This window comes from Nocardioides sp. AN3 (assembly GCF_054653495.1).
Window position 1 is genome coordinate 88,715 of sequence record NZ_BAAIGC010000005.1, and the last position, 14,989, is coordinate 103,703.

Consider the following 14,989-nt stretch of genomic DNA (forward strand, 5'->3'; position numbering starts at 1 on the left):
CGCGGGGTCACCGCCGGGCGACTCCCTCGGCGCGGGCTGCGTCGGCGACGGCGGCGGCGACCGCCGGACCGACACGGGGGTCGAAGGGCGAAGGGATGACCAGGTCCTCGCTCAGGTCGTCGCCGACCAGGCGGGCCAGCGCCTCGGCGGCGGCGAGCTTCATGCCCTCGGTGATGGCGGTGGCCCGTGCGTCGAACGCGCCGCGGAAGATGCCGGGGAACGCCAGCACGTTGTTGATCTGGTTCGGGAAGTCGGAGCGCCCGGTCGCGACCACGCGGGCGTAGCGGTGGGCGACGTCCGGGTGGACCTCCGGGTCGGGGTTGGCCATGGCGAAGACGATCGCGTCGCCGGCCATGGTGGCCACCAGCTCCTCGGGCACGGTGCCGCCGGAGACGCCGATGTAGACGTCGGCGTCGCGCAGCGCGTCGGCCAGCGTGCCGGTACGGCCGTTGCGGTCGGCGGTCAGCTCGGCCAGGGCGCGCTTGACCGGCGTCAGGTCCTTGCGGTCCGAGCTCACGATGCCTCGGCGATCGGTCACGCAGAGGTCCTTGACGCCGGCCTCCACCAGGATCTTCGCGATCGCCACTCCGGCCGCGCCGGCACCGGAGATGACCACGCGGGTCGACTCGACGGTCCGTCCGGTGAGCCGCAGGGCGTTCCACAGCGCCGCCAGCGTGACGACGGCCGTCCCGTGCTGGTCGTCGTGGAAGACCGGGATGTCGAGGCGCTCCTTGAGGCGCTCCTCGATCTCGAAGCACCGGGGCGCCGAGATGTCCTCCAGGTTGATGCCGCCGAAGCTGGGGGCCAGGCGCACGACCGTCTCGACGATCTCGTCGACGTCGGTGGTGTCGAGGCAGATCGGGATGCCGTCGACGCCGCCGAACTGCTTGAACAGCACGGCCTTGCCCTCCATCACCGGCATGGCCGCCGCGGGGCCGATGTCGCCGAGGCCGAGGACCGCGGTGCCGTCGGTCACGACCGCCACCGTGTTCGGGACCCACGTGTAGACGTCGCTCAGGGACGGGTCGTCGGCGATCGCCGAGCAGACCCGCGCGACTCCGGGTGTGTAGGCCATCGAGAGCTCGGCCTGACCGGTCAGGGGCACGGAGAGAGCGACCTCCATCTTGCCTCCACGGTGGAGGTCGAAGACGGGGTCGCCGGCGTACGGGAGGGCGGAGTCGTTCATCACGAAGGGTGCTTTCTGCTGCGGCCAGGAAGGACAGATGACCTGTGGAAGGGTGGCCGCCCGGGGTGTCAGGCGAGGTCGACACGAGGGGTGCTCGTGGAGGGGATGTTGGCCCGGTCCGCCCATTCTCCCACACGAGGTCCTCCGCGACCTGCGTCCGTGGCGGGTCTCACATCACAGTCGGCCCGGCGAAGGCCAGACGCGGGCGCGGACGACGGCGAGGATCTCGGACTCGGCGATGACACCCCGGTGACGCGAGTCGACCCCGACGCTCGGGTCGTCGCTGAGCAGCCACCAGCCCGGGGCGCCCGACCGCGTCGTACGCCGCTCGACGGCCCGCTTCACCGCGATCGTCCCGTCGGCGAACCGCGCGACCACGATGTCGTCCGCGGCCGCGTCTCTGCGGTAGGAGACCAGCAGGCAGTCACCCGCACGCAGGGTCGGAGCCATCGAGTCGCCGCGGACGCGTGCGAGGCCCAGCCACGGCCCACCGCGTGGACGGGGTACCCGTGCAGAGCGTCGCGACACGCGGAGTAGTGTCTCAGCCGACGCTTCCGTTCCACGACGAGAGGACCCGCATGTTCGCGCGACTGTTCGCACCGACGCTCGAGGTCTCTGCCCACTGCGACCTGCCCTGCGGTGTCTACGACCCCGCACAGGCGCGCATCGAGGCCGAGTCCATCAAGGCCATCATCGCCAAGGCCAACGACAGCTCCGACCCCGACTTCCGGACCCGCGCGGTGCTGATCAAGGAGCAGCGCTCCGAGCTCGTGAAGCACCACCTCTGGGTGCTGTGGACGGACTACTTCAAGCCGCCGCACTTCGAGAAGTACCCGCAGCTGCACACCCTCTTCAACGAGGCCACCAAGCTCGCCGGCGCCTCGGGCACCAAGGGCACCCTGGACGCCGGGGTCGCCGACCAGCTCCTCGGCAAGATCGACGAGATCGCCGAGATCTTCTGGGAGACCAAGAAGGCCTGACCTTCCGCTCCCGTTTGTCGGGGCCGGTTCCGGGGTAGGACCCTTGGAACCGGCCCCGCGGCCTTTCGAGGAGGCGCATCATCACCCGTGACACGAACGCCGACGTCGAGCTCCGGCTGCCGACCGACGGCGCGTTCATCTCCGTGCTGCGCACGGCGACGGCCGGCCTCGCCGCGCGGCTGGACTTCACCCTCGACGACCTCGAGGACGTCCGCATGGCGGTCGGCGAGGCTGCCGCGCTCGTGCTGGAGGCCGCCGACGTCGACGCCGACCTCACCGCCCGCTTCTGGCTCCGCCCCCGCGAGCTCACCATCACCGTCTCGACCGCGGCCGCGGCTGCGGATGTGCCCGAGCCGGACAGCTTCGCCTGGACGGTGCTCACCACCCTCGCGCGCGACGCGCGGGTGCAGGCCCGGCCCGGCCTGTTCGAGATCACCTTGCTGGCCGCCTCGTCGATCGGCCACCCGGAGCCGACCGCGGGAGCCGGCCACTGACATGATCGACGCGTCGACTCGGGGCGAGACCTCAGACGGGTATGAGGAGATCAAGCGCCGAAGTGCGGCTCTCTTCACCGAACTGAGGGCCAAGCGCGCCACGCCAGCCGCCCAGGCGGCCGCCCGCGACGAGCTGGTCGGGCTGCACCAGCCGCTCGTCGAGCACTGTGCGCGCCGCTTCCGCAACCGCGGCGAGCAGCTCGAGGATTTGCTCCAGGTCGGGGCGATCGGCCTGCTGAAGGCGATCGACCGGTTCGACCCGGACCGAGGCGTGGAGTTCTCGACCTACGCGACGCCGACGATCCTGGGCGAGATCAAGCGACACTTCCGCGACAAGGGCTGGGCCATCCGAGTGCCGCGCCGCCTCCAGGAGCTGCGCCTCCAGGTCACCGCGGCCGTCCCCGAGCTCACCCAGACCCTGGGCCGCTCCCCCACCGCCGTGGAGATCGCCGACGCCGTCGGGTGCAGCGTCGATGACATCGTCGAGGGGCTCGAGTCGGGCAACGCCTACGCGACCTTGTCCCTCGACGCGGGCGACGACTCCGAGGACGGCGCCGCGACGATGCTCGACGCGATGGGCGAGGACGATGCCAACATCGCCCACATCGACATGCGGGAGTCGATCAGGCCGCTGCTCGACCAGCTCGGCCAACGGGAGAAGCGGATCCTCCTGCTCCGGTTCTTCCGCAACATGACCCAGTCGCAGATCGCCGAGGAGATCGGGGTCTCGCAGATGCACGTGTCGCGCCTGCTCACGCGAACGCTCGCGCAGCTGCGCGAGGGCCTGGAGGAGGACTAGCGCCCTGACGAGGAGTCCTCGTCGTGCGGCTCCAGCGCCGCCAGGCTCGCCGGCGAGAAGATCGCCACCAGCACGACCACCGAGACCAGGGCGAGCGGCACGGCGACCGCGGGCGTGCTGCGCCAGCTCCAAGCCAGGCCGAGCTGGATCAGCTGGGCCAGCACCACGGGGCTCCGCGCCCAAGAGACGAGCCGAGCGAGCCCGTAGGCGCACAGCAGCAGCGCGGCGGCATAGAGCAGGAAGAAGACCGCCGTGGTGACGCCCATCGTGACGCGACCCACGCTCAGGCTGGCCAGCTCGAGCACCGCCAGGACGATCAGCGCGAGTGCCTCGACTGCCACCAGGATGACGGCCGCGGTGAGCGTCGCGGGGCGTGAGGTGTGTCGAAGAGGGCTGCTGGTCACCGGTGCAGCCTACGAGGCGGTGAGCAGGCGCCGCGGCCGGGTGTGAAGGGCGCAAGCGCATCGCGGTGATGAAACACACCACGATTCACCCTTGTCTCTGGTGCCGATTCTGGGAAAACTAGTCCGGTGCGCTCGTGAAGGCGTTCACACACACGCCCGGGCCACCCGCGGAGCCGAGCGATCCGGCATCGCACCACGACGTTGAAGGAAAGAGGGATCCCCCAGCCATGGATTGGCGCCACCGTTCGGCGTGCCTCGACGAGGACCCGGAGCTGTTCTTCCCCATCGGGAACACCGGCCCCGCCATCCTGCAGATCGAGGAGGCCAAGGCCGTCTGCCGCCGCTGTGAAGTCCGCGAGCAGTGCCTGCAGTGGGCGCTCGAGGCGGGTCAGGACCACGGCGTGTGGGGCGGGCTGAGTGAGGACGAGCGTCGCGCGCTCAAGCGCCGCAACGCCCGTGCCCGCGTCCGCACGACCGTCTGAGCACCGCGACTGGCATCGTCTCGAGAGTCGAGGACCATCACAGCGGGACACTGATCTCGGCACGCGCTCCGGCCTCGTGGGCTCTGTTCTCCAAACGGAGAGTGCCCCCGAGCTCGGAGCCGACGAGCGTGCCCACGATCGAGAGCCCGAGGTGGGTCGACGTCGTCAGGTCGAAGCCCTCCGGCAGGCCTCGGCCGTCGTCGTCCACCGTCACCCTCAGCAGGTCGTCGGTGCGCCGCACGCGCACGACGATCTGGCCCAGGTCCGTCGGGCTTGCGACGTGATGAGCACTCGCCTCCGGGTAGCCGTGCTCGACCGCGTTCTGGAGGAGCTCGGTCAGCGCCATCGCCAGCGGTGTCGCGACGTCGGAGGCGAGACCGCCGAAGCTGCCCTCACGACGCACGCGCACGGCCGCGCCGACGCCTCCCATCTCGCCTAGCGCCCCGCCGATCCGATCCGCGATCTCGTCGAACTCCACGACCTCCTCGACCGCCTGGCTCAACGTCTCGTGGACGATGGCGATAGAGCCGACGCGGCGCACGGCCTCCTCCAGCGCGACCTTCGCCTCGGCCGAGTCGATCCGGCGGGCCTGCATCCGGAGCAGCGCCGCGACGGTCTGGAGGTTGTTCTTCACCCGATGGTGGATCTCGCGGATCGTGGCGTCCTTGGTGATCAGCTCACGGTCGCGCCGGCGCAGGTCGGTCACGTCCCGGACCAGGACCAGCGCGCCGATGTGCCTGCCCTCCGGACGCAGCGGCAGCGCGCGGACGATGAGGGAGACCGACTCGGTGCCGATCTCGGTGTCGCGGTGCGCACGGCCGCCGAGCACCGCGCTCAGCGTCTCCTCGTCGGGGCGGCTGCGCGGCGGGACCAGCTCACGGGTCACGTCGGCCAGCGACAGACCTGAGAGGTCACCGGAGAGCCCGAGCCGACGGAACGCCGAGAGGGCGTTCGGACTGGCGTACTCGACGTGGCCCTCGGCGTCGACGCGCACGGCCCCGTCACCGACGCGCGGCGTGTCGGCGTGGTCGCTGCGCTGCCCCGAGGAGGGGAACCAGCCGTTGGCGATCATCTGGGTCAGGTCGGAGGCCGTCTCCAGATAGGTCAGCTCGAGGCGGCTCGGCGTCCGGACGCCCAGCAGGTTGGTGTTGCGGGCGATCACCGCGATCACCCGGCCCGCTCGTCGCACGGGGATGGTCTCGACCCGCACCGGGACGTTCTCACGCCACTCCGGGTCGCCCTCCCGCACCAGACGGCCCTGCGCGTACGCATGGTCGAGCAGCGGCCGTCGCCCGATCGGCACGAAGGTGCCGAGCACGTCGTCGACGTACGCCGTCGGGCCGGTCGTCGGACGCATCTGGCCTGCCGCCCAGAAGCCCTGACCGTCGCGGTCCGGCAGCCAGAGCACGAGGTCGGCGAACGAGAGGTCCGCGACGATCTGCCAGTCCGCCATGAGGAGCTGCAGCCACTCCACGTCGGCCTCGTCGAGGTCGGTGTGGCTGCGCACCAGCTCGCTCAGGGTCGGCACGGCCGTCAGCGTAGTCGTCGGGTTTCGTGGCGCCGCAGGCGGTCTGAGAGGATGAGGACATGGCGATGCCGGGGTCATACTGGGAAGCCGTGCAGGCCACCGGACTGGCCGTGCCCTCCGACCGGCCGCTCGACGAGCTGACCGCCGACCTCACCCGGATGCTGGGTGACCCCGACCCCGAGGCACGTGAGGGCCTGGCGGCGCCGACGATCGTCGCCTGGATCCAGCGGGGTGTGTACGACGACCTCATCTCCGGACTCGGTGACGGGATGGCGGCCGGGCTGCGAGTGGGACTCGGCGAGGCAGGGACCGACACGGTCTTCCGCCGCAGCTGGTCGGCTGTCGTCCTCGGCGCGTGCGTGGAGCGCGACAACGAGCAGTCCTGCGCCCCGGGCGGCAAGGTGCTCGAGTGGGGCGATCGGCTGGCGATCTGGCTGCTGCGCGAGCGGGACCTGCGCGGCCACGTCACCGGGAGCGGCTGGGCGCGCGCGATCGGGCACGGCGCCGATGCGCTCGCCGCGGTGGCTCGCTCGCCGCACCTGGGTCGCCCCGAGCTGACCGTGCTGCTCGACGTGGTCGCCGATCGCGCCCTGGCGCCGACCGATGTGAGCTTCGGTCTCGCCGACGCCGACCGCCTCGCCGCCACCACGCTCGCCGTCCTGCGCCGCAACCTGGTTCCTCTGAGCGTCCTGGAGCCGTGGGTCGCGCGCCTCACCGGGTCCGCGGAGGGCGCCAGCGACTCCGGCTCAGCCGCCGATGTGGTGGCCGGCAACGCTCAGGCCTTCCTCCGCTCGCTCCACCTGCAGCTCGCGCTCGCGCAGCGACAGCCGGAGGTCCGCTCCGACCTTCTGCTCGTCGTCATCGACGCACTGCGGCGCACCAACCGCGACCTCTGAGACTCCGGCTCTCCACAGAAGGCACGAGGTCCCGCACCGGGATCGGTGCGGGACCTCGTGGTCGTCTGTCAGCGACGCTCAGCTGTTGGGGCGCTTGCCGTGGTTCGCGCCCTTCTTGCGGCGTGCGCGGCGCTTGCGGCCTGTCTTGCCCATGGTGTCCTCCTGAGTCCTGTGCCCGTCTCGGGGCGTCCTGCGGGTCGTGCCCGCGACACGGGCCGAGGAACAGTCTCTCAAACAGCCCCTGCGGGTGCGAAATCAAGCGTCGGTCGTGGTGATCTCCACGCGGACCTGCTGGAGGCGCAGCATCACCTTGTTGCGCAGCTCACTCGGGGCGACCTCGGCGCAGGAGCGGGCGATGACCGCCTTCATCGTGCGCTGCAGGTCGTACTTCTCCAGGCAGGGGTTGCAGCTGTCGAGGTGCTTGCGCACCGCAGCACAGTCAGCCTCGGCCAGCTCGTTGTCGATGAAGAAGACGATCTGCTCGAAGAAGTCCGCGCACTCAGCTGCCGAGGGGGCTGCCGAGGGGGCTGCCGAGGCGTCATCCGAGACGGCTGCCGACGTGGCCGCGGAAGCCGCCGCGCTGAGGTCGTTCTGGTCGTTCATCTCTTGTCCTCGTTCACCGTGCCCGCAGGCAGCAGGTCGTTCTCACGCACGTAGTCCGAGAGCAGGTCGCGCAGCTGGCGACGACCACGGTGGAGCCGTGACATCACCGTGCCGATCGGCGTCTCCATGATCTCGGCGATCTCCTTGTAGGCGAAGCCCTCGACGTCGGCCAGGTAGACCGCGAGTCGGAACTCCTCGGGAAGGCGCTGCAGCGCCTCCTTGACCTGGCTGTCGGGCAGGTGCTCGAGCGCCTCTGTCTCGGCCGAGCGCAGGCCGGTCGAGCTGTGCGCCTCCGCCCGCGCGAGCTGCCAGTCCTCCACGTCCTCGGACATGGACTGCTGGGGCTCCCGCTGCTTCTTGCGGTAGCTGTTGATGAAGGTGTTGGTCAGGATCCGGTAGAGCCACGCCTTGAGGTTCGTGCCTGGCCGGAACTGGTGGAAGGAGGAGTACGCCTTGGCGAACGTCTCCTGGACCAGGTCCTCCGCGTCGGCGGGGTTGCGGGTCATCCGCATCGCCGCCGAGTAGAGCTGGTCGAGATAGGGAAGCGCATCGCGCTCGAATCGGGTGGCGCGCTCGGCGTCGGTCTCGGTGGCGACGTCCACCGGTGCGTCGGACCCGACGGCACCGTCGAGGTCGCTGAAGTCTGACTCGCTCATCGCCGCCCAGCGTACGCGCTGGGGCCCCACCACGAGGGCGTCAGCCGGTCGCTCGAGCAGCAGGGTCATGTTGGTCGCAACGCGAGGACCGCGCCGGCCATTCCCTCGATCGCCCGCTTGATCGCCGAAAGGATCAGCGAGGACCGACGACCTCGCGGACGAGCCACTCCAGGGTCGACTCGACGAGAACGGCCAACGCCTCCTCCTGGCTCAGCGGGCTGCGCTTGCCGACACGCAGCGAGTGGTCCGCACCCGGCACGACCGCCAGGTCGACGCCGCCGAGCTCGGGGAACTCGTCGGGGCGCCCCATGGGGTCGTTCTCCCCCTGCACCACGAGCGTGGGCACCCGAGCGCTGCGCAGCTCCTCGACCCGCGAGGTCTGCGGGCGACCGGGGGGATGGAGAGGGAAGGCGATGGCGAGGCATCCGGCAGCGCCCAGCGAGCGCGCCGTCCGGGCCGCCGAGCGTGCGCCGGCCGAGCGGCCGCCGACCACCAGCGGCGTGCGGACGCGCATCCAGTTCGCGGCAGCCGTGAGCGCGGCGTCGAGGGTGGCCGGCGGGGTGGCGATGCGGCGGCCGGCGACGCGCCACGGCTGCTCGAAGCGCACGACCGTGATCCCCTGCGGTGGCAACGCCCGCTCGAGGGCGACCAGGTCCTCGGTGTCGATGCCGTTGCCCGCGCCGTGGCTGAGGAGCACCGTCGCGACCGGACGGCGGGCCCGCCGGGTGACGAGCACGCCCTCGCCCTGCGGCGTCTCGATCCGCGTGGTACTGCTCATCTGCTCCCCCGAGCGTCAGCCCCGGCGGGCAGCTCCTCGACGGGGAGCGGTTCGACGAGCTCGGGTCCGTTGTTCTCAGCGCTGTTGACCCGGGTCGAGACCGGATAGGCCTCCAGGCGGCCGGGGGCTGCGGGCACCAGCAGGTCGAGTGTGGCCGGCGTGGTCGGGTCCAGCCACTGACCCCATCGCTCCCGCTCCACCATGAGCGGCATCCGGTCGTGGATGCGGCCGAGGTCGTCCGGCGCGTCCGTGGTGATGACGGTGCAGGACCAGAGGAACGGGTGCGGGTCGTCGTCGGGCTTGGTCGGGTCGCGCCAGATCTCGTAGAGACCGGCCATCGCGAGGATGCCGCCGTCGCGCGGGCGGATGAAGAACGGCTGCTTGAGCGGCTTGCCGCTCGTCGTCCTCTGCTGCGTCGGATACCACTCGTAGTAGCCGTCGGCAGGCAGGAGGCACCGCCGCGTCGCGAACGCCTTGCGGTACGCCGGCTTCTCGGCCACGGACTCCATCCGCGCGTTGATCATGCGACTGCCGATGGAGCGGTCCTTGGCCCAGGAGGGGATCAGACCCCAGCGGAGGGCACGCAGCTGTCGTTCCTGCGGCCGGTCATCGCGAGCCGGCCGCTCGAGCACCGCATAGACCTCCTTGGTCGGCGCGACGTTCCAGTCGGCGGGCAGCAGCTCGTCCACACGCAGGTCGACCACCTCGAACTCGTCGGCGAGCTCCTCGGCGGAGCGGCTGGACGCATATCGACCACACACGCTCCTCAGCCTAGGGGGCCACGACGTCCGGCGTCGTCCAGCCGAGGCAATCCCCCGGGCGGCGCCGCTCAGGCTCCGCGCGCCAGCTCGTCGAGCAGACGGACCGCGGACGCGTCGGTGCCGGGCAGACCCTCGATCCACACCCGGGCTCCGCGGTCGACGACCATCCGGCGCAGCAACGAGACCCGCGGGGCCAACGCGTCGTCGCGGCCGGCCACCACGACGACCCGCGCCGGGCCCACGCGGCCGATCGCCTCCTGCCCGTCGAACACGCTCCGTGCCGCATGTCCGAGCAGGGCGAGCCGACGCGACGACGCGACTGTGTCGAGGCCCGGCACCTCGCTCAGCTGCGTGACGACGAGCGCGTGCTTACGGGCATCGGCGCGCGAGTCGCGATACAGGTCGCCGATCCGCTCCCGCAGGTGCGCGAGGCTCGACAGCCCCGTCAGCGGGTCGGAGCAGGACAGTCCGTGGAGGTAGCCCAGCGTCGCCTCGCTCCAGGCGACGGAGAGCACGCGCATCTCGTCGAAGGACGGGTCGCGCCCTCGGACGAGCCAGGTGGTCGACCGGAGCCCCTCGATGCACTCACCGAGCGACACTCCCGCATCCGCCAGGTCGCGACCGACCACCCAGCACGCCCCCAGGATCGATGGGCCACCGGCGGCGAGGGCCTCCCCGGCCGCCTCGAAGCGAGGCGGCAGCGCCGCCATCAGCTCCTCGGTCAGCTCCACCCTCGCAGACGGCTCCTCGTCCGCACCTCGCGGACGGCGCCACGGCGAGAACAGTCGCACTGGTCCCACTCCCTCGATCCCTTCCACGACGCCGGTCCCCACCGCGCCGTACGAGGATGGGACGGAACTCCGGTGCGGTCATGACGCGGGTTCGCGGCGTTGGACGTCCTCGGAAAGAATTTTTGATTCGGACGACGTCACCGGGCTCCGGTTCGTGCGTCAATAACACTGTGAGCGAGCAGCTGCCGGGCATCCTGACGCCCGTCGACGAGCCCGGCGACGCCGAGCTCATCTCAGCTGTTCGCGCGGGCGACCTGGGCGCCTACGGCCTGCTGTTCGAGCGACATGTCGAGGCCGCCCGGCGGCTGGCCCGCCAGCTGGTCGCGGCGGGTGACGTCGACGACCTCGTCTCGGAGGCGTTCACGAAGGTCCTGGCGGTGCTGCAGCGAGGTGGCGGCCCCGATCTCGCCTTCCGCGCCTACCTCCTGACGTCGGTGCGCCGCCTGCATGTGGACAAGATCCGCGGCGGCGCCCGGCTGCAGACCACGGACGACCTGACGCCCTACGACCCGGGCGTGCCGTTCGAGGACACGGCCGTCGCCGGCTTCGAGAACGCGACCGCGGCGAAGGCGTTCGCCTCCCTCCCGGAGCGCTGGCAGCAGGTGCTCTGGCACACCGAGGTCGAAGGGCAGAAGCCGGCCGAGATCGCACCCCTTCTCGGCATCTCGGCCAACTCCGTCTCGGCTTTGGCCTACCGGGCGCGCGAGGGTCTGAGACAGGCGTTCGTCACGATGCACGCCCAAGACGTCGTCGACGACCAGTGCGCGACCGTGCGCGCCAACCTCGGCGCCTATCTGCGCGGGGGCCTCTCACGGCGCGACGCCGCCAAGCTGGAGGCCCACCTCCAGGACTGCCGTCCGTGCACCGCGATCTACCTCGAGCTCGCCGAGGTGAACGCCGATCTCGGGGCCGTGCTCGCTCCTATCCTGCTCGGCAGCGCCGGCGCGGGCTACCTCGCGGCGGCTCACGTCGGCGCCCTGTCTGCGGCCAAGGGCGGCGTGGTGCTCCTGCTCGACCGGGGCAGGGACTGGCTGGTGCAGAACCCGGCCGGACGAGCGGTGGGCGGCGTCGCGGCCGCGGCGGCCGTGACAGCGGCCGTCGTCACGGGCGTCCACCTGACCACCACGCACGGCAGGCCCACTGCCTCCATCACCTCACAGCATTCGCCGGCGCCACGCACGCCCGGCTCGATCTCCTCTCCGCCGGCGGGCGGCGGGACCGGCCCCGGCGTCGGAGCGGGCCGCCTGACGGTCCCGGACATCGCCGCGTCGGGGACGGGCATCGCGGGTGTCTTCGGCGCCACCGCGCCCGGCACCTCCGTCGCCGGCTCAGGGCCCGGCACGTCCGCAACCGGCACGTCCGCCACCGGCACGTCCGCCACCGGCTCCGGATCCGCCGCCGGCTCAGGGTCCACCCCGGGCGGTGACCCCACGTCTGCCGACGGCGCACCGCGGATCGTCCACCCGCTCGAGCCGGTCGTGCTCGCTCCCGGAGCCTCCTCGGTGACGATCGACGTGACGCGAGGGGCCGTCGACCCCGACGGCGACCCGTTGCATGCGACCGCGGCCCACATGGCAGGGGCCCACCCCCACGGCACCGTCACGGTGGGCGGACCGCCGGGCCGCGCGGCCGAGCGCTCGGCGGCCGTGACACGCGACCTCGCGAGCGCCGGTGCGGCCACGGTGACCTATGAGCCACAGCTGTCGTGGCGCGGGACGGAGACCATTGTCTACGTGCTCGCCGATGGACGCGGCGGCACCGTCACCGGCACGGTCGAGGTCACGACGCCGAACCGACCGCCGGTCGCCCGGGCCGACACGGCAAAGGTCCACCCGGCTCCGTCCGGGAAGCCCGTGACCATCGCGGTGCTCGCCAACGACACCGACGCCAACCACGACGCACTCACCGTCACCGCCGTCACGGCCGTCAGCGGCCCGGGCGGTCCGGCGACCGTGACCGCGGACGGCCGGCAGGTGAGCTACCACCCACCCGGCATGGCGACGACGGCCGACGTGGCCTCCTTCCACTACACCGTCTCCGACGGCCATGGTGGCACGGCGACAGCAAGGGTGACGGTGACCTTCGGCAACAGCCCCCCGACCGCCGGCAACGACCGGGCGATCACCCCGGCGACCGGTGACCGGTCGGTGACGGTCGCCGTGCTGGCGAACGACGGCGACCCCGACGGCGACCCCCTCCGGCTGGCGCCGACCCTGGCTGCCGGGCCGGCCCACGGCACCGTGACCCGCAAGGGCGACAGCTTCCTCTACACGCCCGACCGGTCCTTCCCCGACGGCACGGCCGACGGGACCGACTCGTTCCGCTACACCGTGACCGACGGCTTCGGAGGCACCGCCACCGCCACCGTCACCGTCACCGTCGTGGCACCCTCCTCGGACCTCTCACTCACCGCCGCCGTCCGGGACAACCAGGGCGAGGGCGTGGTGCGGTTCGCCTTCACCGCCGGCGGCATCCCTCCCGCACGACACGCTCGGTTCACCGCGGTGATCACCGACTTCGGTGAGTGGAACCGGCTTGCTCGCGTGGACGGCGGGCCCTCCTGCGCCCGGACCCTCGCCGGCACCACCATGACCCTCGAGTGCGCGGTGAACGACAACGGCCCGTTCCTCGAGGCGGACTTCCATCCGAAGGCGGCGTTCACCATCGATGCCAGGCTCGTGCCCGTCGACTTCGTCGGGAGCCCTGGCGTGCTGCACCGCAGCGACGACACAATGGCGGGTGTCCCGAGCGCTACGAGGGGGTAACGAGCCGTCATGACCCTGAGCAGACTCGTCGCACGTCCGCTGCTGGCCTCCATCTTCGTCGCCGGCCCGGTGAACGCCCTGAAGAACGCCGAGGGGCATGCCGAGAAGGCGAAGAAGGTGACGGACCGCGTCGTCCCGGTCGCCGAGCGCCTGGGAGAGCGGGCCGGCGTCCCCGTCCCGCATGATCCGGCGGTCTGGGTGCGCATCAACGCGGCGGTCCAGCTCGCAGCCGCTCTCGGGCTGGCGACGGGCCGCGCCCCACGGATCTCGTCCGCGGTGCTCGCGGGCTCGCTGCTGCCCACGACGTTCGCCGGCCACCCGTTCTGGGAGGAGAGCGACCCGAGCGCGAAGGCCCGTCAGCGCATCCAGTTCTTCAAGAACCTCTCGCTCCTGGGCGGGCTGCTCATCGCGGCCGGTGACACGAACGGCAAGCCGGGGGTCGCCTGGCGCGCCCGCCATGCGGCCAAGGACGCCCGCCGAGCCGCCCGACACGAGGCGAGGCTCCTCCGCGCGAAGGCACATGTCGGCTGAAGCGACGACGGGCGGGAACGCGGCGGCCGATAGCCTTGGCGCGTGACGCAACCGATCGAGGACCCCTGGCCCGCTCCGCGCGCACGCGAGCCGATCAATGCCGTCGTCGCACTCCCGGGCAGCAAGTCGCTGACCAACCGAGCCCTCGTCCTGGCCGCGCTGGCCGACGGCCCGTCCGTCGTACGCCGGGCTCTGCGCTCGCGCGACAGCCTGCTGATGGCAGGGGCGCTGTCCGCGCTCGGGGCCGAGATCGACGCGACCGGTGAGCACTGGAGGGTCACGCCGGCCACCTTCGACCGCGAGGCCACCATCGACGTCGGCCTGGCGGGCACCGTCATGCGGTTCGTTCCTCCGGTGGCGGCACTCGGCACCGGGTCGGTCTCCTTCGACGGCGACCCGCACATGCGGAAGCGGCCCATCGGGGAGATCCTGGACGCACTGCGGGTGCTCGGCGTCTCCGTCCGAGGGAACGCGCTCCCCTTCAGCCTGCACGGCACCGGATCGGTGCCCGGCGGGATCGTCACCCTCGACGCCTCCTCGTCGTCGCAGTTCGTCTCGGCCCTGCTGCTGGCCGGCGCCCGCTACGACGCGGGCATCGACCTGCGCCACGACGGCGGACCCGTGCCCTCGCTTCCCCACATCGAGATGACCGTGCAGGTGCTGGGCGAGCACGGGGTGCAGGTCGAGACCGCACGCGACGACCGCGGCGAGCCATACCGGTGGGTCGTCGCGCCCGGACCCGTGAAGGCTGTCGACCACGTCATCGAGCCCGACCTGTCCAACGCGGCCCCCTTCCTCGCCCTCGCCGCCGTCAGCGGCGGCGCCGTGACGGTGCGCGACTGGCCGCGGCGCACGACGCAGGCGGGTGACGCCCTGCGCGGCCTGCTCGAGGAGATGGGCTGCACCGTCGACTTCACCGACACGGGGCTGCGGGTGAGCGGAGACGGCGAGCTCCGCGGCATCGACGCCGACCTGCACGACGTCGGCGAGCTCACCCCCGTCATCGCCGCTCTGTGCGCCTTGGCGAGGACGCCGAGCCACCTGCGCGGCATCGGCCACATCCGTGGGCACGAGACCGACCGGCTCGCAGCGCTGGCCACCGAGCTGGGGGCGCTCGGTGCCGACGTGACCGAGCACGCCGACGGCCTCTCGCTCCGGCCGGCGGCGCTGCACGGCGGGGTGTTCCACACCTACGCGGACCATCGCATGGCCCACGCCGGCGTCGTCATCGGTGCTGCTGTCGACGGCGTGCGCGTCGAGAACGTGGCCACCACCTCGAAGACCTTCACCGACTTCGCCCCGTTCTGGGCCTCGCTGCTCTGACACGCCTCGACG

General features: G+C 71.8%; 18 protein-coding genes. 8 read left to right on the top strand and 10 right to left on the bottom strand.

The features are described from left to right. Positions 1-7: 7 nt before the first annotated feature. Both ACYQ1K_RS07795 and ACYQ1K_RS07800 read right to left on the bottom strand, forming a co-directional pair. On the bottom strand, positions 8-1,186 hold the full coding sequence (locus tag ACYQ1K_RS07795; RefSeq protein ID WP_459982263.1) for an NAD(P)-dependent malic enzyme: 1,179 nt from the start codon (positions 1,184-1,186) through the stop codon (positions 8-10). Positions 1,187-1,360: 174 nt separating this feature from the next. Then, on the bottom strand, positions 1,361-1,714 hold the full coding sequence (locus tag ACYQ1K_RS07800) for a S24/S26 family peptidase (RefSeq protein WP_459982264.1): 354 nt from the start codon (positions 1,712-1,714) through the stop codon (positions 1,361-1,363). Positions 1,715-1,764: 50 nt separating this feature from the next. Between ACYQ1K_RS07800 and sodN the strand changes: the two genes are divergently transcribed. The 3 genes from sodN (at position 1,765) to ACYQ1K_RS07815 (ending at position 3,459) form a co-directional block, all read left to right on the top strand. Continuing rightward, complete coding sequence (gene sodN / locus ACYQ1K_RS07805) at positions 1,765-2,166, top strand: superoxide dismutase, Ni (RefSeq protein ID WP_344046037.1); 402 nt, start codon at positions 1,765-1,767, stop codon at positions 2,164-2,166. Positions 2,167-2,309: 143 nt separating this feature from the next. Then, positions 2,310-2,660 (top strand): anti-sigma factor, encoded by a 351-nt coding sequence (locus ACYQ1K_RS07810; protein WP_459982265.1) that lies wholly within the window; start codon positions 2,310-2,312, stop codon positions 2,658-2,660. Position 2,661: 1 nt separating this feature from the next. Further along, positions 2,662-3,459, top strand: a complete 798-nt coding sequence (locus ACYQ1K_RS07815) for an RNA polymerase sigma factor SigF (RefSeq protein ID WP_459982266.1) — start codon at positions 2,662-2,664, stop codon at positions 3,457-3,459. On the opposite strand, the gene ACYQ1K_RS07820 is transcribed toward ACYQ1K_RS07815, so the two are convergent. After that, the gene (locus tag ACYQ1K_RS07820) at positions 3,456-3,863 is read right to left on the bottom strand and encodes a hypothetical protein (RefSeq protein ID WP_459982267.1); all 408 of its coding nucleotides are present in this window, start codon (positions 3,861-3,863) and stop codon (positions 3,456-3,458) included. The genes ACYQ1K_RS07815 and ACYQ1K_RS07820 overlap by 4 nt on opposite strands. A gap of 227 nt (positions 3,864-4,090) precedes the next feature. On the opposite strand from ACYQ1K_RS07820, the gene ACYQ1K_RS07825 reads away from it, so the two are divergent. After that, positions 4,091-4,345, top strand: coding sequence for a WhiB family transcriptional regulator (locus ACYQ1K_RS07825; protein WP_192678991.1), 255 nt, complete (start codon positions 4,091-4,093; stop codon positions 4,343-4,345). A 37-nt stretch (positions 4,346-4,382) separates the two neighbouring features. On the opposite strand, the gene ACYQ1K_RS07830 is transcribed toward ACYQ1K_RS07825, so the two are convergent. After that, positions 4,383-5,873 carry a sensor histidine kinase gene (locus ACYQ1K_RS07830; RefSeq protein WP_459982268.1) on the bottom strand — a complete coding sequence of 497 codons (1,491 nt, stop codon included), beginning with the start codon at positions 5,871-5,873 and terminating at the stop codon, positions 4,383-4,385. A gap of 59 nt (positions 5,874-5,932) precedes the next feature. On the opposite strand from ACYQ1K_RS07830, the gene ACYQ1K_RS07835 reads away from it, so the two are divergent. Next, positions 5,933-6,769 carry a DUF2785 domain-containing protein gene (locus ACYQ1K_RS07835; protein WP_459982269.1) on the top strand — a complete coding sequence of 279 codons (837 nt, stop codon included), beginning with the start codon at positions 5,933-5,935 and terminating at the stop codon, positions 6,767-6,769. A gap of 78 nt (positions 6,770-6,847) precedes the next feature. Here ACYQ1K_RS07835 and ACYQ1K_RS07840 read toward each other — a convergent pair whose 3' ends face one another. The 6 genes from ACYQ1K_RS07840 to ACYQ1K_RS07865 form a co-directional block, all read right to left on the bottom strand. Then, the gene (locus ACYQ1K_RS07840) at positions 6,848-6,922 is read right to left on the bottom strand and encodes a 50S ribosomal protein bL37 (RefSeq protein ID WP_370249596.1); all 75 of its coding nucleotides are present in this window, start codon (positions 6,920-6,922) and stop codon (positions 6,848-6,850) included. Positions 6,923-7,024: 102 nt separating this feature from the next. After that, on the bottom strand, positions 7,025-7,372 hold the full coding sequence (gene rsrA / locus ACYQ1K_RS07845) for a mycothiol system anti-sigma-R factor (RefSeq protein ID WP_459982270.1): 348 nt from the start codon (positions 7,370-7,372) through the stop codon (positions 7,025-7,027). Next, positions 7,369-8,028 carry a sigma-70 family RNA polymerase sigma factor gene (locus ACYQ1K_RS07850; protein ID WP_459982271.1) on the bottom strand — a complete coding sequence of 220 codons (660 nt, stop codon included), beginning with the start codon at positions 8,026-8,028 and terminating at the stop codon, positions 7,369-7,371. Before ACYQ1K_RS07850 ends, rsrA begins: the two co-directional genes overlap by 4 nt. A 133-nt stretch (positions 8,029-8,161) precedes the next feature. Then, the gene (locus tag ACYQ1K_RS07855) at positions 8,162-8,806 is read right to left on the bottom strand and encodes an alpha/beta hydrolase family protein (protein ID WP_459982272.1); all 645 of its coding nucleotides are present in this window, start codon (positions 8,804-8,806) and stop codon (positions 8,162-8,164) included. After that, positions 8,803-9,567, bottom strand: a complete 765-nt coding sequence (locus tag ACYQ1K_RS07860) for an SOS response-associated peptidase (RefSeq protein WP_459982273.1) — start codon at positions 9,565-9,567, stop codon at positions 8,803-8,805. Before ACYQ1K_RS07860 ends, ACYQ1K_RS07855 begins: the two co-directional genes overlap by 4 nt. Positions 9,568-9,635: 68 nt before the next feature. Further along, the gene (locus ACYQ1K_RS07865; RefSeq protein WP_459982274.1) at positions 9,636-10,298 is read right to left on the bottom strand and encodes a hypothetical protein; all 663 of its coding nucleotides are present in this window, start codon (positions 10,296-10,298) and stop codon (positions 9,636-9,638) included. A 230-nt stretch (positions 10,299-10,528) separates the two neighbouring features. On the opposite strand from ACYQ1K_RS07865, the gene ACYQ1K_RS07870 reads away from it, so the two are divergent. Genes ACYQ1K_RS07870 through aroA form a run of 3 tightly spaced genes read left to right on the top strand, consistent with a single transcriptional unit; the run spans position 10,529 to position 14,977 of the window. Beyond that, entirely contained in the window at positions 10,529-13,123 is a 2,595-nt protein-coding gene (locus ACYQ1K_RS07870) for a sigma-70 family RNA polymerase sigma factor (protein WP_459982275.1), read from the top strand. A 9-nt stretch (positions 13,124-13,132) separates the two neighbouring features. Then, complete coding sequence (locus ACYQ1K_RS07875) at positions 13,133-13,654, top strand: DoxX family protein (protein WP_459982276.1); 522 nt, start codon at positions 13,133-13,135, stop codon at positions 13,652-13,654. A gap of 42 nt (positions 13,655-13,696) precedes the next feature. Further along, entirely contained in the window at positions 13,697-14,977 is a 1,281-nt protein-coding gene (gene aroA / locus ACYQ1K_RS07880; protein WP_459982277.1) for a 3-phosphoshikimate 1-carboxyvinyltransferase, read from the top strand. Positions 14,978-14,989 lie beyond the last annotated feature (12 nt).